At 72.2% G+C, this 22,304-nt stretch carries 22 protein-coding genes and 1 pseudogene; 10 read left to right on the plus strand and 13 right to left on the minus strand.

The features are described 5' to 3' along the window. Positions 1-87: 87 nt before the first annotated feature. The 6 genes from DEI95_RS10475 to DEI95_RS10500 all read right to left on the minus strand — a co-directional run bounded on the left by DEI95_RS10475 (position 88) and on the right by DEI95_RS10500 (position 5,815). Complete coding sequence (locus DEI95_RS10475; RefSeq protein WP_110825936.1) at positions 88-984, minus strand: carbohydrate ABC transporter permease; 897 nt, start codon at positions 982-984, stop codon at positions 88-90. Continuing rightward, positions 981-1,937 (minus strand): carbohydrate ABC transporter permease, encoded by a 957-nt coding sequence (locus tag DEI95_RS10480; RefSeq protein ID WP_111060195.1) that lies wholly within the window; start codon positions 1,935-1,937, stop codon positions 981-983. The genes DEI95_RS10475 and DEI95_RS10480 overlap by 4 nt, the downstream gene beginning before the upstream one ends. Positions 1,938-1,980: 43 nt before the next feature. Beyond that, entirely contained in the window at positions 1,981-3,285 is a 1,305-nt protein-coding gene (locus tag DEI95_RS10485) for an ABC transporter substrate-binding protein (RefSeq protein ID WP_111060254.1), read from the minus strand. Positions 3,286-3,382: 97 nt separating this feature from the next. After that, the gene (locus tag DEI95_RS10490) at positions 3,383-4,063 is read right to left on the minus strand and encodes a hypothetical protein (protein WP_111060196.1); all 681 of its coding nucleotides are present in this window, start codon (positions 4,061-4,063) and stop codon (positions 3,383-3,385) included. Positions 4,064-4,119: 56 nt separating this feature from the next. Continuing rightward, positions 4,120-4,932, minus strand: coding sequence for a fructosamine kinase family protein (locus tag DEI95_RS10495; RefSeq protein WP_111060197.1), 813 nt, complete (start codon positions 4,930-4,932; stop codon positions 4,120-4,122). Positions 4,933-4,966: 34 nt separating this feature from the next. After that, complete coding sequence (locus DEI95_RS10500; RefSeq protein ID WP_111060198.1) at positions 4,967-5,815, minus strand: LysR family transcriptional regulator; 849 nt, start codon at positions 5,813-5,815, stop codon at positions 4,967-4,969. 70 nt (positions 5,816-5,885) lie between these two features. Between DEI95_RS10500 and DEI95_RS10505 the strand changes: the two genes are divergently transcribed. Beyond that, positions 5,886-6,821 (plus strand): DMT family transporter, encoded by a 936-nt coding sequence (locus tag DEI95_RS10505; protein WP_111060199.1) that lies wholly within the window; start codon positions 5,886-5,888, stop codon positions 6,819-6,821. Between the two features lie 12 nt (positions 6,822-6,833). On the opposite strand, the gene DEI95_RS10510 is transcribed toward DEI95_RS10505, so the two are convergent. Then, positions 6,834-8,180, minus strand: coding sequence for an MFS transporter (locus DEI95_RS10510; protein ID WP_111060255.1), 1,347 nt, complete (start codon positions 8,178-8,180; stop codon positions 6,834-6,836). Between the two features lie 178 nt (positions 8,181-8,358). Between DEI95_RS10510 and DEI95_RS10515 the strand changes: the two genes are divergently transcribed. After that, positions 8,359-9,228, plus strand: a complete 870-nt coding sequence (locus tag DEI95_RS10515; RefSeq protein ID WP_111060256.1) for a UbiA family prenyltransferase — start codon at positions 8,359-8,361, stop codon at positions 9,226-9,228. Between the two features lie 81 nt (positions 9,229-9,309). Here DEI95_RS10515 and DEI95_RS10520 read toward each other — a convergent pair whose 3' ends face one another. Continuing rightward, positions 9,310-10,086: an alpha/beta fold hydrolase gene (locus tag DEI95_RS10520; protein WP_111060200.1), complete on the minus strand. Its 777-nt coding sequence runs from the start codon at positions 10,084-10,086 to the stop codon at positions 9,310-9,312. 50 nt (positions 10,087-10,136) lie between these two features. On the opposite strand from DEI95_RS10520, the gene DEI95_RS10525 reads away from it, so the two are divergent. Together DEI95_RS10525 and DEI95_RS10530 are read left to right on the plus strand one after the other, a co-directional pair. Next, complete coding sequence (locus tag DEI95_RS10525; protein WP_110825943.1) at positions 10,137-10,550, plus strand: MarR family winged helix-turn-helix transcriptional regulator; 414 nt, start codon at positions 10,137-10,139, stop codon at positions 10,548-10,550. Between the two features lie 60 nt (positions 10,551-10,610). Continuing rightward, positions 10,611-11,785, plus strand: a pseudogene (locus DEI95_RS10530) (N(5)-(carboxyethyl)ornithine synthase). Positions 11,786-11,914: 129 nt separating this feature from the next. On the opposite strand, the gene DEI95_RS10535 reads toward DEI95_RS10530, so the two are convergent. Continuing rightward, positions 11,915-13,114 (minus strand): NAD(P)/FAD-dependent oxidoreductase, encoded by a 1,200-nt coding sequence (locus DEI95_RS10535; RefSeq protein WP_111060201.1) that lies wholly within the window; start codon positions 13,112-13,114, stop codon positions 11,915-11,917. A 103-nt stretch (positions 13,115-13,217) separates the two neighbouring features. Here DEI95_RS10535 and DEI95_RS10540 point away from each other — a divergent pair, with 103 nt between their 5' ends. The 5 genes from DEI95_RS10540 (at position 13,218) to DEI95_RS10560 (ending at position 17,313) form a co-directional block, all read left to right on the plus strand. Further along, positions 13,218-13,745 carry a helix-turn-helix domain-containing protein gene (locus DEI95_RS10540; RefSeq protein WP_111060202.1) on the plus strand — a complete coding sequence of 176 codons (528 nt, stop codon included), beginning with the start codon at positions 13,218-13,220 and terminating at the stop codon, positions 13,743-13,745. Positions 13,746-13,753: 8 nt separating this feature from the next. Further along, complete coding sequence (locus DEI95_RS10545; RefSeq protein ID WP_258367565.1) at positions 13,754-15,001, plus strand: MFS transporter; 1,248 nt, start codon at positions 13,754-13,756, stop codon at positions 14,999-15,001. Positions 15,002-15,126: 125 nt separating this feature from the next. After that, positions 15,127-15,894 (plus strand): hypothetical protein, encoded by a 768-nt coding sequence (locus tag DEI95_RS10550; RefSeq protein ID WP_181436276.1) that lies wholly within the window; start codon positions 15,127-15,129, stop codon positions 15,892-15,894. A 77-nt stretch (positions 15,895-15,971) separates the two neighbouring features. Next, a complete protein-coding gene (locus DEI95_RS10555; protein WP_110825948.1) occupies positions 15,972-16,838 on the plus strand; it encodes a DUF2382 domain-containing protein in 867 nt (288 codons plus the stop codon). Between the two features lie 58 nt (positions 16,839-16,896). Next, the gene (locus DEI95_RS10560) at positions 16,897-17,313 is read left to right on the plus strand and encodes a DUF1801 domain-containing protein (RefSeq protein WP_110825949.1); all 417 of its coding nucleotides are present in this window, start codon (positions 16,897-16,899) and stop codon (positions 17,311-17,313) included. Between the two features lie 95 nt (positions 17,314-17,408). Here DEI95_RS10560 and DEI95_RS10565 read toward each other — a convergent pair whose 3' ends face one another. Both DEI95_RS10565 and DEI95_RS10570 read right to left on the minus strand, forming a co-directional pair. Continuing rightward, positions 17,409-18,617 (minus strand): acyltransferase, encoded by a 1,209-nt coding sequence (locus DEI95_RS10565; protein ID WP_111060204.1) that lies wholly within the window; start codon positions 18,615-18,617, stop codon positions 17,409-17,411. A 43-nt stretch (positions 18,618-18,660) separates the two neighbouring features. Next, a complete protein-coding gene (locus DEI95_RS10570) occupies positions 18,661-19,236 on the minus strand; it encodes a TetR family transcriptional regulator (protein ID WP_111060205.1) in 576 nt (191 codons plus the stop codon). A 62-nt stretch (positions 19,237-19,298) separates the two neighbouring features. On the opposite strand from DEI95_RS10570, the gene DEI95_RS10575 reads away from it, so the two are divergent. After that, the gene (locus DEI95_RS10575; protein ID WP_258367566.1) at positions 19,299-20,237 is read left to right on the plus strand and encodes an SDR family oxidoreductase; all 939 of its coding nucleotides are present in this window, start codon (positions 19,299-19,301) and stop codon (positions 20,235-20,237) included. A 102-nt stretch (positions 20,238-20,339) separates the two neighbouring features. On the opposite strand, the gene DEI95_RS10580 is transcribed toward DEI95_RS10575, so the two are convergent. Both DEI95_RS10580 and DEI95_RS10585 read right to left on the minus strand, forming a co-directional pair. After that, positions 20,340-21,671 (minus strand): NAD(P)/FAD-dependent oxidoreductase, encoded by a 1,332-nt coding sequence (locus DEI95_RS10580; RefSeq protein WP_258367567.1) that lies wholly within the window; start codon positions 21,669-21,671, stop codon positions 20,340-20,342. A gap of 75 nt (positions 21,672-21,746) precedes the next feature. Then, complete coding sequence (locus tag DEI95_RS10585; protein ID WP_111060207.1) at positions 21,747-22,295, minus strand: dihydrofolate reductase family protein; 549 nt, start codon at positions 22,293-22,295, stop codon at positions 21,747-21,749. Positions 22,296-22,304 lie beyond the last annotated feature (9 nt).

The raw sequence follows: 22,304 nt of genomic DNA on the forward strand, positions 1-22,304 counted from the left end.
ATGGTGGGCAGGGGGCCGGGAGGGGGTGTGGTCACGCTGGTGGTCCTGTCTCGGCCGTTCCGGCCGGTGTCGGTCTGGAGGCTCGGTTCAGCTCTTCACGGCGCCCTGCGTCACGCCGCTGATCACCCAGCGCTGCGCGAACAGGTAGACGATGACGGTCGGCGCCATCGCCATGAGGTACGAGGCGAACGCGACGTTGTAGTTCGTGCCGAACTGGCTCTGGAAGATGTTCTGCACGACGGGCAGCGTCTGCAGCCCCGGGTCCGCGGTGATGAGCGACGGCATCATGAAGTCGTTCCACGAGGCGAGGAAGGCGAAGATGCCGACGGTCGCGTTCATCGGTCCGAGCAGCGGCAGGATGATGCGCCAGAAGATCTGCCACGTGGAGGCGCCGTCGATGCGGGCGCTCTCCTCGAGTTCGACCGGGATGGAGCGCAGGAACGCCGAGTAGAGCAGCACGCTGAACGACAGTTGGAACATGGCGTGCAGGATCGCGACGCCGATGGGGTTGTCGAGCGAGATCATCGCGGTGAGCTTGATCTGGGGGAGCGCGACGACCGGGAACGGCAGGAACATCGCCGCGAGCAGGTACACGAACGACCAGCGGAAGAAGCGGCGGTGCCAGTTCCGGACGATGGCGTACGAGGCGAACGAGCTGAGCAGGAGCGTCGCGACGACGGTGAGTGCGGCGACGCCGAGCGACACCGAGAACGAGACCGGGAAGCGGGTGAGCGCCCACGCCTCGGCGAAGCTCGCCGGGTTGAACGGGGTCGGCAGGGACAGCGCGTTGCCGTCGACCGCCTGCGCGCTCGTCTTGAACGCCATCGCGACCGTGACGTACAGCGGGACGAGGACGGTCAGGGACGCGAGCGCCAGGATGATCGTCAGCGGCCAGTTCACGCGCTCGAGGCGGCGGCGGCGCGGCTGGTCGGGGGCGGTGCGGGCGGCTGCGGTGGCCGGGGACCGGGTGTCGATGGCGCTCATGCGAGTCGGAGGTTCCTTCCGCGCGTCACTGCGAGCTGCAGGACCGAGATGAGGACGGTGATGATGAAGAAGACGGTCGCGTTGGCCATCTGGTAGGCGTAGTCACCGCTGGTGAAGCCGGTGAAGATCGTCATCGCGACACTGCTCGTCGCGGAGCCGGGCCCGCCGTTCGTCAGGCCGACGATGACGTCGTAGGCGCCGAGGTAGCCCTTCACGCCGAGCACGGTGTTGATGACGATGAAGCCACCGATGAGCGGCAGGGTGATCGACCGGAGCTGCTTCCACGTCCCGGCGCCGTCGAGGGAGCTGGCCTCGTACACGTCGGCCGGGATCGAGGTGAGTCCGGCGGTGTAGATGAGGAGCGCGCCCGGGATGGTCTGCCACGCCGAGACGATGACGATGGCGAGCCACGCCAGGTTCGGGTCGCCGAGGATGCTCTGCTCGAGCGGTCCGATCCCGACGGACGTTGCCAGGGCCGGCAACGTGTTCGAGAACAGGTAGTTGAAGACGTAGGCGACGATGATGCCGGACACGACCATCGGGATGACGAACACCGACCGGAGGCCCGCGGCGAAACGGACCCGCTTGGACAGGGCGATGGCGAGCGACAGCGCGATCGTCTGCGTGACGATGACGGTCACCACCGCGAAGCCGAGCGTGAACCCGTACGACCCGAGGATCGCCGGGTCGGACACGAGTGCGCGGTAGTTCTCGATGCCGAGGAAGTGCCACTGCCCGAACCCGAGGTAGTCCGTGAAGCTGTAGAAGATGCCGACGCATGCCGGCGCGACGACGAACGCCGTGAACAGCACGAGGGCGGGCACGAGGAACAGGTAGTACATGCCCTCGGTGCGGTGCAGGGAGCCGACGCGGCGGTGGACGCGGGTCGCTGCGGTGGCGGGGCCGGGACGGGGGTCCTCGGTCTCGGGGGTCAGGGGGGTCTGCATGGTCATGATCGCTCCTGGGGTCCGGTCCGGCTGTTCCTGGTCGCGCCGGTCAGACCGTCGCCGAGCGGCCGGCGAGTCGTCGCCAGTCGGTGTCGAGCCGCCGCAGCATCGAGTCGAAGTCGCCGCTGCGGATGGCGGTCTGCAGGTAGTTGCCGAGCGGGATGGAGGTGGGGATGAACGTGCCCGCGCCCTGGTAGAACGCGCCGTCGTCGACGTACTGCTGCAGTCCCTGGATGCGCTCGTCGGTCTGCGGGGCGGCGTCCTCGGTGGTCGAGAACGCGAGGTTGTCCAGGTTGTAGGCGTTGATCACGTCGGGCTGCATGAGGAACTCGACGAGCTCCTGCGCCTGCTCGAGGTGCGGGGTGGTGGTCGGGATCCACAGGCCGAGGTCGATGTTGACGCGTGCTTTCCGGTCACCCGGGTCGTTCGAGACCGGGAGTGCGAAGGTCCCGACGGGCAGGTCCTCGTCGACGAGGGCGATCTGGCTGAGCGCCCACGGTCCCTGCAGGTACATCGCCGCCTTGCCCTGCCCGAAGGCGAGGTTGCCGTCCGCGTAGGACCGGGTGGCGTGGTCGGGGTTGAAGAACGACGAGATCGTCTTCGCGCGCTCCATGGGCAGGGCGAAGTCCTTCTCGAACGACACCTCGGCGTCCGGCCCGACGTCGGTCCCGAGGGCCTTCATCTTCCGGAAGAACGAGCCGGTGTCGACCAGGCTCCCGACCGAGTAGTCGAACAGGCCCTGCCAGAGCGTCCAGGTGTCCCGGTCGGTCGCGTAGACCGGGGTGATGTCGGCCTGCTGGAGCGCGGTGCAGACGTCGACGAACTCGTCCCAGGTGGTCGGGACCGGCAGGCCCTGCTCGTCGAAGATGCGCTTGTTGTAGATGACGCCGGCGGCCGCGAGCGAGAACGGCAGCACGCTCGTGCGGTCCTCGTACTTCGCGTACTGGTTCGTCAGGCCGTCGATGCTCTTCCGGACCCGACCGGCGGAGGGCAGGTCGCTCAGGTCACGGAGCACCCCGCGCTCGATGTAGCGCGCGAGTTCGAGGTTGTCGTTGAAGCAGCCGACGTCGGCCGGCTCACCGCGGACGAACTGCGGGGCGATGGCGACGGTGCTGTCGTGCACGACCCGCATGCCGCGGTTCTCCCGCTCGAAGCGGCGGAGCAGGTCGTCGAAGTAGGCGATGACCTCCTGCTTCTGCTCATAGAAGCGCAGGGTGCTGCCGCCCGCCGCGGTGCTGCCGGCCGAGGGGGCCGAGCACCCGGCGAGCGCCAGTGTGCCGAGCCCGAGCCCGCCGACCGCGCCGGCGAGGAACCCGCGCCGGCTGAGTGCCGTCCGTGCCGTTGTGCTGCCCATGCCCATGGTCACTCCCTTTCGCGCTCCATCGCGCCAGCCCAGTTTTACAGCGCTGTAAACGCAAAGTCAACGCCGAAGTCGCGTTCTCCGGGGAGGGTCAGGGGAGGGACGAGCCGCGGGGGTCCGGTGCGTGCTGGAGCTCCTGCCGCAGGGACCGGACGGCCCGCATGAGGTCGTCCTGCTTCCGAGCGCTGGCGCCGAGCGGCGATCCCAGCGCGGGGCGCGCGATCACCCCGAGGCGTCCTGCCCCCGTGACGAGGGCGAGCGACCAACCGCTCTGCCCGGTGATGGTCCTGCGCTCGTCGGGTTCGACGTCGCGGAGGTCAACCCACGGGATCTCGACGACGGGCTCGGCCTGGTCGGGTGTCCACGCGTGCAGCCCGACCTCGTCGACGGTCCAGAGCGTCGGCCGTGCGCGACGCCGGGGAGCGATGCCGAACGCGGCGAGGTCGCCCCGGAGGTCCACGTGGGTCGGCAGGAACAGGCGCGGCTGCAGGCGCCACGCCCGAGCACGCTCCAGCGCGGCACGGTCGCGACGGCGGTACCGGGCGGTGCCGATCGCGAGAGCGACCGCGGCGAAGAGGAGGAACCAGGGCAGCAGCCAGCCCCGAGTGCTGCGGCCGTCGCCGGACCCGCCCCCACCTCCGTGGGAGAGCTCGAGCGCGACGCTCGCGAGCCCGAGCACGCCGAGGACCGCGACGGCGACGACGGTCTTCCAGACGGGCGGGAAGGCGCCGTCGCGGAGTCGCTGCATCCAGGGTTCGGGGACGGAGGTCATCTCCCCAGCCTGGCAGGGGGACGGCCACCCGTCCGGCGTGGATGCGGTCCGGGCCGTCAGGCGTAGCGGCGGGCGGCGCGCAGTGCGGCGTCGGTGTACGAGCCACCGAACAGGAACACGTGGAGCAGGAGCGGGGCGAGCTGGTGCAGCGCCACGCGGTCCTGCCACCCGGGCGCGAGCGGCGACTCGTCGTCGTACGCGGCCAACACGGTCCCGAGCTCCGGGAGGCCGAACAGCGCCAGCAGCGCCAGGTCCGTCTCCGCGTGACCGCCGTGCGGGGTCGCGTCGATGAGCACGGCGCCGGTCGGTGCGTCCGCCTCCCGCGGCCAGAGCACGTTCCCGGCCCAGAGGTCGCCGTGCAGTCGGGCCGGACCCTCCCCGACGAGCGCCGGCTGCGGGGACCCGAGCGAGCCGTCCTCCAGGCGGCCGCAGACCCGCTCGAACACGGCGGCCTCGGCACCGTCGTACCCGCCGGCGTCGACGATCCGCTCGACGAAGTCCCGGATCCGGTACTCGGCGAAGAACGCGCCCCAGGACGTCGGCGCCTCGGACGCGGGGACGAACGGCGTGCGCGAGCGGCCCATCCGCAGCGGACCGTTCGCCGGGAACCCGGGCGACGGGGCACCCCAGTGCGCGGCACCGGCGGCGTGCGTGTGGGCGAGCGAGCGACCGAAGCGCGCCGCCTGCGCACGGGTCGGCGTCCCGTCGGCGATGAGCTCCAGATCGAGCAGGGTCGGGTGCGGACGCCCCAGGACGCGGGCGATCCGGGTGCCACCGGTCTCCTCGGCCTCGGCGAGCCACTCGAGGCCGGCTGCCTCGGCGGCGGCCTCGTCCGGGTCCGTGAAGGTCTTCGTGTGCGTCGAGGCCATCACCCCATCCTGCCGACCGGGGACGACTCCGGGTTCAGACGGCGTCGACCAGGGCCCGGGCGAGGGGGTGCCACGGCCGCGAGGACGGCCCGCTCAGCACCAGCGTCCGCTGGTACCCGGGTGACACCGGCAGCATGACGAGGTCCGGCGGCAGCATCACGCGGCCGAGCGTCGGCACGATCGAGACGCCCTCGCCGCGCTGGATCATCCCGAACATCGTGCTCATCTCCCGCACGCGATGGGCGTAGCGGAACGGCTGTCCGGCCCGCTCGTGCATGAGCTGGATCTGGTGCTCGCAGCCACCGCCGCCCGCGACCAGGCCGTCCTCGTGCAGGTCGTCGAGGGTCAGCGCCGGGAGCTCGGCCAGCGGGTGGTCCCGGCGGACGACGGCGGCCATCTCGTCCTGTGCGACGACGACCCCGCCGTCCGGTACCGCGGTCGGGTCGACGAGCACCGCGGCGTCGACCGTGCCCGCTTCGAGCCACTCCGGCATCTCGTCGTCGTCGCCCTCGTACACCTGCACGTCGACGTCCGGCAGCGTGACCGCCCAGACCGCGCGGAGCCGGGGGAGCAGCCCCTGGCACACCGTCGGGACGGCGGCGAGGCGCACGGTGCCGCGTGCCGGGGCGGGCCGCACCACGGCCTCCAGGGCGTCGACCGAGGCGAGCACGCTCCGGGCGTGGGCGAGCAGGCGGTCGCCGAGCGGCGTCGGCGCGGTGGCGGCGCCGCGGAGCACGACCGGGCCGCCCACCTCGCGTTCGAGTCCGGCGACCGCGTGCGAGACGGCCGACTGCCCGACACCGAGCGCGAGCGCGGCCGCGGTGAAGGAGCCCGCGTCGACGGTCGCGACGAACGCGCGGAGCTGGGGGAGCGATACGGTCATGCGCTTCCTTCATGACGGCATGAGCGTCATGCGTTTGCCGCATGACCGGACACTCCCGAGACTAGGCCTCGTGAACGCCCTCCTCTACGTCCTCGTCGCCCTCACGTGGGGCTCGAGCTTCTTCTTCGCGAAGATCGGGCTCGAGGGCTTGGCGCCCCAGCAGGTCGCCACGGTCCGCACGGTGCTCGGCGCACTGACGCTCGTCGTCGTGCTGCTCGTCACGCGCCGTCGGTGGCCGCGTGAACGGCGGCTGTGGGGGCACCTGTTCGTCGTCGCGGTGTTCCTCAACGCCGTGCCGTCGTCCCTCATGGCGTGGGCCGAGCAGACCGTGCCGTCCGGGCTCGCCAGCATCTACAACGCGACGACGCCCATCATGACGCTGCTCGCGCTGGCCGTCCTGGTGCCGACCGAGCGGTTGAACCGGCGGCAGGTCGGTGGGATCGTGCTCGGCATCGTCGGGGTCCTCGTGCTCGTCGGTCCCTGGGACGTGCTCGGCGACCCGGAGGTCCTCGCGAGCGTGCCGGGACAGCTCGCGCTGCTCGGCATGACCGCGTCCTACGGCATCGGCCTCGCGTGGCTCCGCCGCTTCGGCGTCGGCGGCGGGATCGATCCGACCACCGTCGCGACGGTGCAGCTGACGCTCGCCGCGGTGCTCATGCTCCTGGTCGCACCCGTCATCGCGACCGGTCCGGTGCGGCTGGACTGGAGGATCGGAGCCGCGATGGTGGCGCTCGGCGCGGTGGGCACGGGGCTGGCGTACGCGTGGAACACCCGGCTGGTCGGGGCCTGGGGTGCCGGGCGCGCCTCCACCGTGACCTACCTGACGCCGGTCGTCGGGGTCGCACTCGGCGTCCTCGTGCTCGGGGAGCCGCTGCGGTGGAACGAGCCGGTGGGCGGTCTCGTCGTGCTCCTCGGCATCGCCCTGGCGTCGGGACTGATCGGGTCGCGGCGTCGGTCGGTTCCGGCGCCGGCCGGTGAGCAAGGGGCGGCGGCGGCCGGTCGGTGACGAGCCCGCGCGTCAGCGCCCTGCGGCGGACGGCGTCTGCTGCCGGAGCGGCTGCGTGCTGGTGTCGTGCAACCCCTTGCCCGTCGTCTCGGGTGCCATGACCTGCGACAGGATCCCGCCGGCGACGCAGACGGCCGCGGCGATGAGCATGCACGCACCGATGCCGATCGTCGAGATGCCGACCGGGAGCAGGAACGTCCCCGCGGCCGCGCCGATGCGGCTGCACGCGGCGGCGAACCCGACGCCGGTGGAGCGGACCTCGGTCGGCAGCACCTCGATCGGGTAGACCGCGGTCAGGTTGCCCTGCACGGCGTTCATGAACGAGAACACCGCGAAACACAGCACGACGACGACGCCGGGCGCGGATCCCCACAGTCCGACGACGGCGAGCGCCACGGCCATGATCCAGAACGGCGGGATCAGCTGCCGGCGACGACCGAGCCGCTCGATCGTGAGCATGCCGACGAGTGCTCCGACCGCCGCCATCGCGTTCACCGTGATCGTGCCCGCGGCCTCGTCGTGCAGCTGCAGGGACTTCAGCACCGTCGGGGCGAACGTGAAGATCGCGAAGTAGGGCGCGACGTTGCACGCCCAGAACAGGGAGATGAACGCCAGACGCTGCCGGTTCTCCTTCGAGAACAGCACGCGGTACCCGCCGGCTTTCTGCTGCTCCGCCGCGTACTGCTCGTCGCGGAAGTACGCGTCGCCGCCGAGGTGCTCGGCGACGATCGTCCGTGCCTCGTCCACCCGGCCACGGGCGAGCAGCCACCGCGGCGACTCCGGGAACCCGATCCGGGCGACGGCGGTGACGACGGCCGGCAGCGCGCTCGTCACGAGCACCCACCGCCAGCTCAGGCCGAACGCGTCGATCATCACGTAGGCGGTGACGACGGCGATCAGGTAGCCGCCGTACCAACACACGAGCAACCCGGACAGCCGTCGGCCGCGGTCCTTCGCGGGGGCGAACTCGGCGAGCATCGCGGCACCGATCGCGTACTCCGCGCCGATCGCCACTCCGAGCAGTACCCGGACGACGAACAGCTGCCAGCCGTCGGCGACGAACGCCTGCGCGAGACCGAGGACGATGAACGCCAGCACGTCGATCGTGAAGACGCGCTTGCGGCCGAACCGGTCGGTGAGCCAGCCGGCGAGCGGCGCTCCGATGAAGATGCCGATCAGTGAACTCGCACCGATCAGTCCTGCGAGCACCGGGTCCAGGCCGAGCGCCACGGTGACCGCGGGCAGGGCGACGCTGATCACGCCGAGGTCGAACCCGTCCAGGCCCTCGCCCCACGCGCAGGCGAAGGTCATCCGGCGCAGGAACCCCCGCCGCCCGGCCGGGATGCTCGTCGTGGTCATGGTGATCCCTCCTGCGTGCGCCCCGTGGTCGACGCCCATCGGACCCTAGGCCGGAGGTGGTCGTGTGCTCGTCCAGGTTCTCCGTGTGCGGACCCCACGAGGGTGACCGCCGGCCTCGCACTGCCCGGTGGCATGGCTCGTGGCGACCGAGCGCACGCCCGCTCCGTACGCTGGCACGGTGACCCCTCCGCGCAGGCCCTCGACCGTCCGCCTGCTCGTCGCGTCCTCGCACCCCGGCCCGACCGTGACGGTGACGGTCCTCGCCACCGTCCTCGCCGCCGCGGTGGGGCACCCGGTGGGGACCGTCGTGCTCGTGGCGCTCGCCGTGGTCGCCGGCCAGCTCTCGATCGGGCTCGCCAACGACTGGATCGACGCCGACCGTGACCGAGCCGTGGGGCGGAGCGACAAGCCGGTGGCCCGGGGGCTCATCGCCGTGGGGACGGTCCGCGCCGCCGCCGTCGTCACCGCGGGCATCGCCGTCGTGCTGTCGCTGTTCCTCGGGCCGGTCGCCGCGGTCGCACACGTGGTCCTCGTCGCGGCCGGGTGGGCGTACGACGCCGGCCTGAAGCGCACGGTCTGGTCGGTCGCGCCGTTCGTCGTCGCGTTCGGGCTGCTCCCGGTCGTCGCGATCGCGGCGGGGCCCGACGTCAGGTGGCCCGCCGCGTGGGCGATCGCGACCGGTGCGGTCTTCGGCGTCGCGATCCACTGCACCAACGTCCTGCCCGACCTCGTCGACGACGAGGCGACCGGGGTGCGCGGCTTCCCGCACCGGCTCGGCCTGCACGCGTCCGGGGTCGTCGCGTTCGGTTCGCTCGTCGTCGCGGCCGTCCTGGTGCTCGTCGGCCAGCTCGGCGGCGACGACCCGGTCCGCGGGGTCGGCGCTGTGCTGGCTGTGCTGGGTGCGGTCGTCGTGGTCGTCCTGGCAGCGGTCGGGCTGCGACTCGTGCTGACCGGGCCGCCGACCCGCACGTTGTTCCGCCTGGTGATCGCGTCGTCGCTCGTGCTCGTCGTCGAGCTCGGCTTCGCGGGAGGGGCCCTGGTGGCCTGAGCCGCGGCCGCGGCCGCGGCCGCCGCCGCCCGCACACCAGCCCCAGGGCGAGACCGACGCCAGGGCGTGCGGAGCGCCCGATCAGGACCGGCGCAGGAACGGGTCGATGACCGCCCACGTCGCGTCCGGGGCCTCCAGGTGCGGGAGGTGCCCGGCCGCCGGGACCTCGACGAACTGCGCACCGGGAACGGCTGCGGCGACGGCCCTGCCGTACGCGGGCGTGACGACGCGGTCAGTGGCACCCCACACGACGAGGGTCGGGACGTCCACCGCCCCCAGACGGCCGAGGAGCGTCGGGTCGCTCATGCTCGTGCCGGCGACGGCAGCCATGGTGCGGCCGTTCGCCTGCTGGACCGCGCGCTGCTCGTCGGTGGAGCCGGCCGGGTCCCGGTACCCGCGCTCGGGGTCGTGCCATGCCACCTCGGCCAGTCCGCGGGCGTCGAGGGCGAAGAAGTCGGCGATCGGCTCACCGTCCACCACGACGCCGACGCCGTCGATCACCACGACGGCACCGATCCGTCCGCGGTACCGGTCATCGGCGGCCGCCTGGACGGCCATCTCGAGGGCGACCCACCCGCCGATCGACGAACCGATCAGGACGACGTCGTGCTCGTCGCGGTCGACGAGGTGGTCGAGGTACGCGTGCGCGAGGTCGGCGACCGAGGCGATGGCCTCCGGCCGGGCGGTGCCGTCCCAGCCGGGGTGGGTCGGCGCGACGGCGTGCATGGTCGCCGCGAGGTGCCCGACGATCGGTGCGACGGTCTGCGGGCCACCGCCGCCGTGGAGGACCAGGGCGATCCGCGCGGCGGGGTCGCCGTCCTGGTCGACGGGGAGGTCAGTGGGGAGGGTGCTGGTCATGGTCCACCTGTCTCAACATGTTGATGTAATGATGTTGATACCGTAGCACCATGGCGACGGACCTCGAACTGCTCGGACAGATGCTCAAACGGGCGCAGTACCGGAACCACCGGACGATGGACGCTGCGCTCCGCGACGTCGGGGTCAGCCTCGTGCAGTGGGACGCGCTCCGTGCGGTCGACCGGATGCCCGGAGCCTCCGGCCACGACCTCGCCGTCGCCACGTTCCAGAGCGACCAGGCGTTCGGCACGCTCGCGACACGGCTCGTCGAACGCGGCCTCATCGAACGGTCGGCGGGACTCGGGCGCCGTCTCGTGCACACCCTGACGGACGCCGGCCGCGCAGCGCTCGACGACGGCCACGCGATCGCGGTCCACGTGCTCGACGAGCTCTTCGCACCGTTGGACGACGCGGGTCGGCGCCACCTGGAGCGCGCGCTGGCTGCTCTCACCGCGGCGGAGTGAACGGCCCCCCCCGCGTCCGGGTACGCGGGGCCCTCGACCGTGCGGGCCGTACAGTGCACCATGACCGAAACCACGCCGACACCCCACCTGCTCCGGCTCGGGGTGCTGGCTGTCTCCCGGAAGGCCGACGAACGTCGCCTGCCGATCCACCCCGCACACGTCGAACGCATCGACCCCGACCTCCGCGCCAGGATGGTCCTCGAGCGCGGGTACGGCGATCGCTTCGGCGTCCCGGACGAGCAGCTCGAACCCCTCGTCGGAGCGATGGCCACGCGTGCGGAGATCATCGCCACCACAGACGTCGTGCTCCTGCCGAAGCCCCAGGCACCGGACCTCGCCGACCTGCGGGACGGCCAGGTGCTCTGGGGGTGGCCGCACTGCGTGCAGGACCAGACGCTGACGCAGCTCGCGATCGAGAAGCGCCTGACCCTGATCGCCTGGGAGGCGATGAACCACTGGCGGGCCGACGGCGGCTTCGGCCTGCACGTCTTCCACAAGAACAACGAGCTCGCCGGGTACTGCTCGGTGATCCACGCGCTGCAGCTCTGCAGCTCTGCGGCTCCACCGGGGACTACGGGCGTCGGCTCACCGCCGTCGTCATCGGTTTCGGTGCCACCGCCCGTGGGGCCGTCACCGCCCTCAACGCCCACGGCATCCACGACGTCCGCGTCCTCACGAACCGCGACATCGCCGCTGTCGGGTCGCCGATCCCGTCCGTCGACATCCTGCAGATCGAGCACGACGAGGACGCACCGACGGGCAGCACGGTCCGGACCCGGGAGGGCTCGGTCCCGCTCGCGCCGTACCTGGCGCGGAACGACATCGTCGTGAACTGCACGCTCCAGGACCCGAACGCGCCCCTGACCTACCTCCGCACCGAGGACCTCGAGGCCTTCCGCCCGGGGAGCCTGGTCGTCGACGTCTCGATCGACGAGGGGATGGGCTTCAGCTGGGCACGGCCGACGTCGTTCGCCGAGCCCATGGTCACCGTCGGCGGGTCGACGAACTACTACGCCGTCGACCACAGCCCGTCACTGCTCTGGAACTCGTCGACGTGGGAGATCAGCGAGGCACTGATGCCGTTCCTCTGGACGGTGATGTCGGGGCCGTCGGCGTGGGCGGAGTCGGACACGATCCGTCGGGCGATCGAGATCGAGCACGGGCAGGTCCGCAACGAGGCGATCCTCGCCTTCCAGGGCCGCGCGGCCGCCTACCCGCACGTGGTCACCGCCTGACGGCGGCGTCTGCTCGGGACGCCTCGATGGCTCCGAGACGCCGCCACCTCCCGCGGCGTCCCGACCACTCGGCGGCGTTCCGCTCGGACGGGCCCGTCTCGCAGGCCAGTCGGACGGACGGGAGGTCGACTACGCCCAGGCCATCGCGTACAGCCGGGCCAGGGCACGCGCGGTCGGGAGCGCCAGGACGGACCGGAGCAGCGCCTCCCGGCCGACGCCGACCACGTCGGGGACCGCGCGGCCGAGGGCCATGTTCGCCTCCGCCTGCCGTCCGGCCCGTCGTGCGGCGGCCTGCCGCCGGCGCGCGTAGACCGGCCATGGTCCGGCCGCACCGGTGCGCACCGCGTCGGCGAGGACCGGTGCCAGGTCGGCCGCGTCCAGCCACCCGAGGTTCATGCCCTGTCCACCGATCGGGCTGATCTCGTGGGCCGCGTCGCCGACCAGGACCACCCGGCCGAGTCCGACGCGGTCCGCGGTGCGGCGACGCACGCGGAAGGCGCTGAGCATCGAGCAGGTGGCGGGGTCCGGCGCGACACCCGTGCGGTTCCGCACGATCGCCGCCAGCCGGGAGGCCCGGTCCGCCTCCGGCGCGTCGGCTGCGGCCGCGGGGACGGCCGGGTCCGCCAGGGCGTCGTCCCGGGGGAGGAGCACGACGTACCGTCGGCGGCCGTCGGGGAGCGGGAAGGACTCGACCACGCCCGCCGCGCCGACGTCGACGAGGGCGGCCGAACGGGCGTCCGCGTCCTCGGGGTCGGCGAAGTCGCCCATCACGTAGCGGTCCGGGTAGTCCCGGCCGGTCGTCCCGATGCCGAGCAGGTCGCGGACCAGGCTCCGGGCGCCGTCCGCGCCGACGACGAAGGACGCGCGGATCTCGACCGGCCGGCCGTCGCGGTCGGTGCCGGTCGCGTCCACGTGGTCGCGGTGCCGGGTGAGCCCGACGAGTGCGGTGCCGGTCCGGAGTGCTCCGGGTGCACCGGCATCGAGCCGGTCGCGGAGGAGCACCTCGGTCCGGTGCTGGTCGAGCGTCGCCACGTACGGGTGCGTGTCGGACGCGCCGTCGAACGACAGCGTGCCGAGGACCCGACCGCGACTCCGGGCCACCCCGGTCCGCACGAGGACCGCCTCCGCGAGCACCGTGTCGGCCAACCCGATCTCGGCGAACGCGTCGAGCGACGGCGGGTGGATCCCGATCGCCCGCGAGCCGACCGGGTCGGTGGTCCGGCGCTCCCAGACCTGCACGGCGGTTCCCCTGGCCGCCAGGAGCGCGCCGAGGAAGAGGCCGACCGGTCCGCCGCCGACGACGAGGACGTCCGTGGTGTCCGTGGTCACGGGCCGAGCCTACGCACGGCCGGACCACCGGTTGCCGGGAACGCCACCACGACCCCCAAAGAGCCCTTTGACGGTGCCGTCTCGCGAGTGTCACCATGACGCCGTGTCCGCCATCGACGAGCTCCGCGCCACCGCCCACCCCGTCCGCCTGCGACTGCTCTCGCTCCTGACCGGCGTCGCGATGAGCGCGGCCGAAGCCGGCCGGGAGCTCGGGCTCTCGCAGGCGACCGCGAGCTACCACCTGCGCGTGCTCGAGCGTGCCGGACTCGTCCGGGTCGTCGAGGTCGTCCGGCTCCGGGGCGGTGACGCCAAGCGCTACCGGCACGAGGCGTCGTCGGTGCCGTTCGACGTCCACGACGTGCACCCGCTCGACCCGGACACGGCGGAGGAGCGCGTCGCCTACCTCGGGTTGGTCGCGGACGAGCTCCGGCGGCGAGCCCTCGACCAGGTCGACGGCCCCGGCATTTCCGCCGACGCCGAACTCTGGGTGGACCCGGAGACGTGGCGCCGCGTGGTGCACCACGTCGGGCAGACCGCCGCCCTCCTGCACGCCGCCGCACGTCCGCCGCGGACACCCGGGACACAGCCGGTGTCGATGACGGCGGCGCTGTTCCCGGTGCGACGTCGGTGAGCACGACGGTGAGCACCACGGTCGACCGTCTCGGTCCGCTCCGGCACGCACCCTTCCGGCGGCTCCTGGCGGCCCGCACGACGAGCATCCTCGGCAACGCGGTCGCGCCCATCGCGCTCGCGTTCGCCGTGCTCGACCTGACCGGGTCGGCGGCCGACCTCGGGATGGTCGTGGCCGCACGGTCGGTGGCGAACGTCGCGGTCCTGCTGATCGGCGGCGTGGTCGCGGACCGCCTGCCCCGCGACGTCGTACTCGTCGGGACGTCCGGCGCTGCCGCCGTCACGCAGGGCGTGGTGGCTGCGCTCGTCCTCACGGGGTCGGCGAGCATCCCGACCCTCGTCGTCCTCAGCGTCCTGAACGGAGCCGTCGCGGCGGTCAGCCTCCCCGCCGCGGCGGCACTCGTGCCGGACACCGTGCCCGCGCCGATGCTCCGCCCCGCGAACGCGATGCTCCGGCTCGGCCTCAACGGCGGGAGCATCCTCGGCGCCTCGGCGGGTGCCGGCCTGGTCGCCCTCGTCGGGCCGGGATGGGGACTCGCGGTCGACGCGGCCGGCTTCGCCGTCGCCGGCCTGCTGTTCGCACGGATGCGACTGCCTCGGACCGGCGCGGCAGCGGCCGACGCGGACAGCGGGACGTCGCGGTCCGTCGTGTCCGACCTGCAGGAGGGGTGGCGCGAGTTCGCCAGCCGCCGGTGGGTGTGGATCGTCGTGGTGCAGTTCGCGGTGCTCAACGCGGCGTTCGTCGGCGCGACGGCCGTCCTCGGGCCCGTCGTGGCGGACGCGTCCTTCGGTCGGGCCGCGTGGGGGCTCGTCGTCGCCGCGCTCTCCGTGGGGCTCGCGATCGGCGCGGGCATCGCGCTCCGGTGGCGGCCCCGGCACGCACTCGGCATCGGGGTCGCACTGATGGTCGTCGCCGCCGTGCCCGTGCTCGCCCTCGCGCTGACCCCGTCGGTCGTCGCGCTGGTCGTCGCCTTCGCCGCCGCCGGCGTCGCGATCGAGGTGTTCTCCATCGCCTGGGACCAGTCCCTGCAGACGAACGTGCCGCGCGACGTCCTCGCCCGCGTGTACTCGTACGACGCGGTCGGTTCGGTCGTCGCGGTGCCCGTCGGCGAAGCGCTCGTCGGACCGCTCGCGCACACCGTGGGAGCGGTGCCGACCCTGCTCGGGTGCGCCGCGCTCATCGTCCTCGCCACCGTGGCAGCGGCCGCCACCCGGAGCGTCCGGCACGTGACGGTCAAGGAGTCCGCGGGCTCCTGACCGACCGGTTCCCGACTGTCCGCGAACCGCACCAGGTGCCGGATCTGCCAGCCCTCACGGGCGCACCCGAGTTCCGTTCCGTGCGGATCGACCACCAGCACGAGCACCACCGCCAGGAGGCACCCATGAGCACACCCGACGACGACACCCGGCCCGTCCGCGGCACCGGCGCGCACGACGGCACGGGTCGTGACGAGACGCACCACGACGGCGACGCCGCTCACGCGGTCGCCGCTCCCGGTGACGACCGGAACGACGGACGCGACCACGCACGGAACGACGGCGTCGCTGCGGGTGCTGCCGGACGCGCCGAGCGCGGTGCGACCCAGCGTGAGACCGTCCTCGAACGCGAGAAGGAGGAGTTCGCCGGCTTCAAGTGGGGCTCGGCGTTCTTCGGCTGGCTCACCGCCACCGGCACCGCGGTCATCCTGACGGCCCTCCTCACCGCCGTCGGCGCGGGCGTCGGCCTCGGCCAGAACGGCGGCGACGTCGACGACGCTGCGAAGGACGTGACGCAGAACGGCGACGTCGTCGGCATCGTCGGCGCCATCGCACTCGCCGTGATCCTGTTCGTCGCCTACTACGCCGGCGGCTACGTCGCCGGCCGCATGGCCCGGTTCTCCGGTGCCAAGCAGGGCGTCGCCGTCTGGATCTGGGCGGTCGTCATCGCGATCGTCGTGGCGATCGTCACCGCCGTCGCGGGCAGCCAGTTCAACGTCCTCGGGAACCTCAACAGCTTCCCGCGGATCCCGGTCGACGAGGGCACGCTCACCGTGACCGGGATCATCACCGTGATCGTCGTCGCCGTCATCAGCCTGGTCGGCGCGGTCCTCGGCGGCCTCACGGGCATGCGGTACCACCGCAAGGTCGACCGCGTCGGTCTCGGCCGCTGAGCCGAGGCACTGCCCCGGGCGCTCTGCCCCCACGAACCCACCTGACACACCACCACCGCACGACGAAGGGAACGACCATGATCGACACGAACAACATCAACAGCGTCTTCGACGCCAAGGTCATCGACCCGGACGGCCAGAAGGTCGGCACCGTCAAGCAGGTCTACGTCGACAACACCGACGGCCACCCGCTGTTCGCCAGCGTCTCCACCGGCCTCTTCGGCACCTCGGAGTCGTTCGTCCCCCTCGAGGGCGCCGACCTGACCGGTGACGAACTCCGCGTCGCGTACGACAAGGACCGCATCAAGGACGCACCGCGCATCGACGCCGACGGCGACCTCAGCGACGACGAGCAGGACCGCATCTTCGACCACTACGGCCTGGGCAGCAGCAGCAGCAGCACCACCACCGGCACCGACACCTCGGCCGGCTTCGGCACCGAGTCGACGACCGGCACGACCGGCACCGACCCGGACCTCACCACAGGCACGGCCTCCGGCTCCGGCACGACCGGTGACGTCACCGACGTCGACCGCAGCGCCGGCCACGACACGTCCGGGGCGAACACGGACGACGCGATGACGCGGTCCGAGGAGCGCCTGGACGTCGGCACCCAGAAGGTCCAGACCGGCCGTGCCCGCCTCCGCAAGCACGTCGTCACGGAACAGCAGTCCGTCACCGTGCCGGTGCAGCACGAAGAGGTCCGCCTCGAGACCGAGCCGATCACCGACGGCAACGTCGGCGCGGCGACCGACGGCCCGGCCCTGTCCGACGAGGAGCACGAGGTGACCCTCAGCGAGGAGCGCGTCGTGGTCGACAAGGAGACCGTCCCGGTCGAGCGCGTCCGCCTCGGCACCGAGACCGTCACCGAGCAGCAGCAGGTCTCCGAGGACGTCTCGCACGAGGAGATCGAGCTCGACGAGGACGGCACCACCCGCCGCTGAGTCGCGTTCTGCACGACCGGGCGGGCGTCGGAGGGGTGCCGACCACTAGCGTGTGCGCATGGCAGCAACCGACGAGACACCGGCAGTGGAGCCGACGCCGGCACAGCACATCGATGCGATGATCGCGGCGCACGCGGACTGGCGCGGAGCGGTCCTCGCCGACGCACGTGCGGCGGTCCTGGCCGTCGACCCGGCGATCGAGGAGACCTGGAAGTGGCGGGGCGCTCCGGTGTGGGAACTCGACGGCATCCTCGTCGTCGGCAACGTCTTCAGGACGGCCGTGAAGCTCGGCTTCATGTACGGCGCGGCCCTCGAGGACCCGGACGGCCTGTTCAACGACGAACTCGGTGGCAACCAGCGTCGCGCGATCAAGTACTCCGAGGGGGACGACGTCGACGTCCCGGCACTGCAGGCGCTCGTGCGACGGGCGATCGACCACAACCACGCGCGACGTCAGGCCAGCCGACGCCGCTGACCGACCGACGCCGCTGACCGACCGACGCCGCTGACCGACCGACGCCGCTGACCGACCGAAGCCGCTGACCGACCGGCCCCGCTGTCGGGTCCGCGTCAGCTCGCGGCGGCGCTGCGGGCGGCGTGGTCCTCGGCGACCAGGCGACGGGCCTCCCGAACACGCGCGCGGAGCTTCTCGACCGGGACCTCGGTCGCGTACGCCGCCCCGATGGACACGATGACGGCGGCGGCGAAGAGCCAGACGTTCCCGAACCAGCCGATCGCGAACGTGCCGAGCAGGGCGATCACGAGCGGGTGCCAGAGGTAGGCGGAGTACGACACCCGGCGTCCGAACCAGGCGACCGGGGACCAGGACAGGGCCACGGACACCGGGGTCCGCACCGAGACCAGCCCGCCGATGAGGACCGCCGCCGCCAGTCCGGTGGCCGGCATGAGCAGGCCGAAGGTCCAGGCGTGGTCGGTCCAGTCGTCACCAATCCAGAACTGCACGCCGACCACCGCCGCGGCGCCCGCCCAGGTGCCCAGGTGTCCGGCGAGGCCGGAGGCGAACGAACGGCACCGCTCGTCGTCGAGCAGCAGCGCGAGCACGCACCCGGTGGCGAGCGGCACGACGCCGAGCACGGGGGAGAAGTACACGTCCGGGGTCGAGCCGCCCGAGGGGGTGCGGTAGCTGAGCCACGACGCTGCCGACGCCGCCACGACGACGGTGGACAGGCCGAGGACGAGTGTCCGCCGACGACGTCCGAGCGACAGCAGGAGCAGCAGCACCGGTGGCCAGACCAGGTAGAACTGCTCCTCCATCGACAGGCTCCACGTGTGCGCGAAGACCCCCTGCGTGGTGTCCCAGAACGAGCGGAACAGGTTCCCGGTGTAGGTCAGGGCGATGAACGCCGCCGACCCCGCCGAGAGCGACGCGCCCTTGTAGTCGCCGACCCAGTTCCAGAGCAGCAGTCCGGCCACGACGAGGGCGACGAGTGCCGGGTAGAGCCGGAGCAGGCGCTTCCACCAGAACGACCCGAGGCGGATCGTGCCGGTCCGCTGCCGTTCGCGGAGGAGCAGCGTGGTGATGAGGTAGCCGGAGAGCACGAAGAAGACCGTGACGCCGATCCACCCGCCCTCGAACTGCGGGACGTGCAGGTGGTACAGGACCACCATGACGATCGCGACGGTTCGGAGGCCGTCCAGCGCGAGGGCGCGACCCGGCGGCGACGCCGGAGCTGGCGGGGCCGCCACGGGCGCGGCCGCGGCGGGTACGGACGGCGCGACGACGGGCACGGTGTCCGTCGGGGGTGCGATCCGGGTCATCGTCCCAGTGTGCTCCCGCTGTCCATGAACCGGCTCCGGCCCGTCAGGCCTGCTGTCGAACCATCGACGCGGCCAGTGCGTCGAGCCGCTCGGTCGCGAGTTCCGGCAGGGTGCGGGTCTCGCCCGGGGCGATCCACTGCGCGAAGGCCAGGTGGAACACCGTCACACCGGACTGCGCCAGCAGGGTAGCGGCCGGCTCGGGGACGCCCCGCCCGCGGAGGACCTCGGCGAGCCTGCGTCCGAGACCGGAGAGCTTCGCGAGTTCGCGCTCGCCGAGAGCGGGTTCGGCGTCGATCACGGTCTGCCGGCGGCGGGACCACTCGCGGCGGTCGTCGGGGAAGAACGAGCCGGCACCGTCGAGCGCCCGTGCGATGAGCTCGACCGGCGGGATGTCGGCCGGGGCGTCCTCGACGGGTCCGACGAACAGCCCGATGAAGGCGTCCTGGCTCGCGAACAGGACTTCGCGCTTGTCGGCGAAGTGCCGGAAGAAGGTCCGCTCGGTGACGTCAGCTGCACGGGCGATGTCGACGACGGTCGTGGCCTCGAAGCCCCGGTCGAGGAACAGTTCCAGAGCCGTCGACTGGAGGCGTTCCCGCGTGCCCGGTTGCCATCTCGCCATCCTCCGAGTGTACCGACGGACCGGTCATGATGACAGCGCCTGACATCGGGTGTACCGTCTTGATGTCAGCAACTGACATCAACGAGAAGGGCACCACCATGCACGTGTTCGTCACCGGAGCCTCCGGCTGGATCGGCTCCGCCACCGTCGACGAGCTCCTCACCGCCGGCCACCGCGTCACCGGGCTCGCCAGGTCCGACACCTCAGCCGCGGCCGTCCAGGCGAAGGGCGCCGAGGTCCTCCGCGGCGACCTCGACGACCTCGAGGCACTCCGCCGTGGGGCCGATGCCGCCGACGGCGTCGTCCACCTCGCGAACAAGCACGACTTCGCGCACCCCGAAGTCAGCGACGCTGCCGAGCGCGCCGCCGTCGAGACCCTCGGCGAAGCGCTCGTGGGCAGCGGGCGACCGTTGGTGGTCGCGTCCGGCGTGGCCCGACTGGCCGGCGACCGGGCCGCGACCGAGGCGGACCCGAACCCGGCCGTCGGTCCGCACTCCATGCGCGGCGGTGGTGAGAACCGTGCGCTCGACTTCGTCGACCAGGGCGTCCGGACCGTGATCGCGCGCTTCGCCCCGACCGTCCACGGCTCAGGCGACTCCGGCTTCGTCTCGCTCATCACCGAGGCCGCCCGTCGGCACGGGGCCGCCGCGATCATCGGCGAGGGGTCGAACGGCTGGGCTGCGGTCCACCGCACGGACGCCGCGCGCCTGGTCCGACTCGGCCTCGAGGGCGCACCGGCGGGCACTCGGATGCACGTCACCGCAGAGGACGCCGTGCCGACACGGGACATCGCGCGAGCGATCGGTGACGCCCTGGGCGTGCCGGTGACGACGATCGAGCCGGCCGACGCGGTCGACCACTTCGGCTTCGTCGGACCGTTCTACGCCATGGAGATGGCCGCGACGTCGACGGCCACTCGGGATCTCCTCGGTTGGCAGCCGACCGGGCCGACCCTGCTCGAGGACATCGCGGCCGGCGCCTACACGGCCGCACGGAGCTGAGCGCGCGGTTCCCTGACCGCACGGACCGGGCCGGACGGCGGACGGGAGGTCCGTCACCCGCTGGTGACGGACCTCCCGTCCGGTTCGTGGTCGCGCGGGGCGCTACTCCGCCTTCTGCAGCTGCCAGTGCTCCGGCTCGCGGTCGCCGTTCGGGCGCACCGGGCGGACGTCGCCGACGATCGGGATCGAGCGCTTCCGCATGAACCAGACGTAGCGGACGAAGAAGTGGGTCAGCGTCGACATGCGGTTGCCGTTGCCGAGCAGGCTCGTGATGTGCACGAACACCCACGCGGCCCAGGCCACCGGCCCGACCATCGTGATGCCGCCGCGGAGCTGGGCGACGGCGGCGTTCGTGCCGATCGTCGCCATCGTGCCCTTGTCGAAGTACTTGAAGCGCTCGGTCGGCTTGCCGGCGACGAGTCGCTTGATCTGCTCGGCGACGTGCTTGCCGCCCTGCAGCGCCGGCTGGGCGAGCTGGGCGAGGGCATCGTCCTGCGCGGCGATGTCCCCGGCCGAGAAGATGCGGTCGACGCCCTTCACGCTGAGGTCGTCGTTCACCTGGATGCGACCGCCGTGCGTCTGCGGCAGGCCCCAGTTGGCGACCTCCTTGTGCGCCGCGACACCGGTCGCCCAGATGACCTGCGACGCCGGGATGACCTCGCCGCCGGCCAGGCGGACGCCGTCGGGCAGGACCTCCTCGACACCGGCGTTGAGCCGCAGCACGACACCGCGCTTGCGGAGGATCTTGGCCGCGTACCGGCGGAGGCGCGGGGCGAACGGCTTGAGGAGCTCGCCGCTGCGGTGCACGAGCGTGATCGAGATGTTGCCGCGCTCGATCTCCGGGTAGGCGCCGACGAGCGCCTGGTCGCGGAGCTCCGCGAGCGCACCGGCCATCTCCACGCCGGTGGCACCGCCGCCGACGATGACGACGCGGATCTCGTCCGGACCCTGCTTCGCCGCGGCCTGCTCCAGGCGGGTGAAGAGCTCGTCCCGGATGCGCAGGGCCTGGGAGCGGGAGTACATCGAGTACGCGTACTCGTAGGCGCCGGGCGTCCCGAAGTAGCTCGTGTTCACGCCGTTGGCCAGGATCAGGTAGTCGTAGTGCAGGTGCTCGCCGTCGGACATCTCGGCGATGCGCTCGTCGTGCCGGATGCCCGTGAGCAGCCCGTGCCGGAAGTCCGCGTTCGCCTGACGTGCGCGGAGGCTGCGGAGGAAGTACGTCACGTCGCCGGCGTTCAACCCGCCGGTCGCCACCTGGTACATGAGGGGCTGGAACATGTTGTAGACGTGCCGGTCGACGAGGGTCACCCGGACCGGTGCGTCCTTGAGCTCGCGCATCGCGGCGATCCCGGCGAATCCACCGCCGACGACGACGACGTGCGGGCGGGTGTCCTGCGGCATGGTGAGCTCCGGGGGTCGTGCGGTCTGGGCCACCCAGAAGGGTACGCCGATCAGGCAGACCCGCTGTCCACGCTCCGGACAAGAGCCGGGAGGCGCGGATCACCGCCGTCAGGCGTCGAACCGCCCGTAGGTGCTCAGCACGTTCCCCTTGCTCGTCACGGCGTTCGCGACCAGGCGGAGCCGCGTCGGCGGGTCCGTCGGCTCGAACAGCTTCCGACCGTGTCCGGCGATCGCCGGGTGCACCATCAGCTGCAACTCGTCGAGCACCCCGGCGAAGAGCAGACTCCGGACGAGGGTGACGCTGCCGCACACGGCGATGTCAGCTCCGTCCCGTCGCTGCAGCTCGCGGACGAACGCCGGCACGTCGCCGGTGATCCGGGTGGTGTTCTCCCACGCCAGGTCGTCGCCGAGGGTGGTCGACGCGACGTGCTTCTCGATCGGGTTGATCCACTGGCCGAAGGGGTCGTCGGCGTGCGCTGGCCACCACTCCGACCACTCCAGGTAGCTGTTCCGACCGAGCAGCACCGTGTCGGTGGCCGCCATCCACGCGGTCATCGCGGCACCGAGCTCGTCGTCGAAGCTGTCGTACTGGAACCCGTACGGGTCCTGCACGACGCCGTCGATCGAGGTGAACAGTCCCGCAGTGACCTTCCGCATGTGGGCGAG

Source organism: Curtobacterium sp. MCBD17_008 (genome assembly GCF_003234475.1).
Taxonomy (GTDB): domain Bacteria; phylum Actinomycetota; class Actinomycetes; order Actinomycetales; family Microbacteriaceae; genus Curtobacterium.

Coding starts and splice junctions, on each gene's coding strand:
- DEI95_RS10475 (WP_110825936.1), bottom strand. CDS start 984: ATGAGCGCCATCGACACCCGGTCCCCGGCCACCGCAGCCGCCCGCACC.
- DEI95_RS10480 (WP_111060195.1), bottom strand. CDS start 1,937: ATGACCATGCAGACCCCCCTGACCCCCGAGACCGAGGACCCCCGTCCC.
- DEI95_RS10485 (WP_111060254.1), bottom strand. CDS start 3,285: ATGGGCAGCACAACGGCACGGACGGCACTCAGCCGGCGCGGGTTCCTC.
- DEI95_RS10490 (WP_111060196.1), bottom strand. CDS start 4,063: ATGACCTCCGTCCCCGAACCCTGGATGCAGCGACTCCGCGACGGCGCC.
- DEI95_RS10495 (WP_111060197.1), bottom strand. CDS start 4,932: ATGGCCTCGACGCACACGAAGACCTTCACGGACCCGGACGAGGCCGCC.
- DEI95_RS10500 (WP_111060198.1), bottom strand. CDS start 5,815: ATGACCGTATCGCTCCCCCAGCTCCGCGCGTTCGTCGCGACCGTCGAC.
- DEI95_RS10510 (WP_111060255.1), bottom strand. CDS start 8,180: ATGACCACGACGAGCATCCCGGCCGGGCGGCGGGGGTTCCTGCGCCGG.
- DEI95_RS10520 (WP_111060200.1), bottom strand. CDS start 10,086: ATGACCAGCACCCTCCCCACTGACCTCCCCGTCGACCAGGACGGCGAC.
- DEI95_RS10525 (WP_110825943.1), top strand. CDS start 10,137: ATGGCGACGGACCTCGAACTGCTCGGACAGATGCTCAAACGGGCGCAG.
- DEI95_RS10550 (WP_181436276.1), top strand. CDS start 15,127: ATGAGCACACCCGACGACGACACCCGGCCCGTCCGCGGCACCGGCGCG.
- DEI95_RS10555 (WP_110825948.1), top strand. CDS start 15,972: ATGATCGACACGAACAACATCAACAGCGTCTTCGACGCCAAGGTCATC.
- DEI95_RS10560 (WP_110825949.1), top strand. CDS start 16,897: ATGGCAGCAACCGACGAGACACCGGCAGTGGAGCCGACGCCGGCACAG.
- DEI95_RS10565 (WP_111060204.1), bottom strand. CDS start 18,617: ATGACCCGGATCGCACCCCCGACGGACACCGTGCCCGTCGTCGCGCCG.
- DEI95_RS10570 (WP_111060205.1), bottom strand. CDS start 19,236: ATGGCGAGATGGCAACCGGGCACGCGGGAACGCCTCCAGTCGACGGCT.
- DEI95_RS10575 (WP_258367566.1), top strand. CDS start 19,299: ATGTCAGCAACTGACATCAACGAGAAGGGCACCACCATGCACGTGTTC.
- DEI95_RS10585 (WP_111060207.1), bottom strand. CDS start 22,295: ATGCGGAAGGTCACTGCGGGACTGTTCACCTCGATCGACGGCGTCGTG.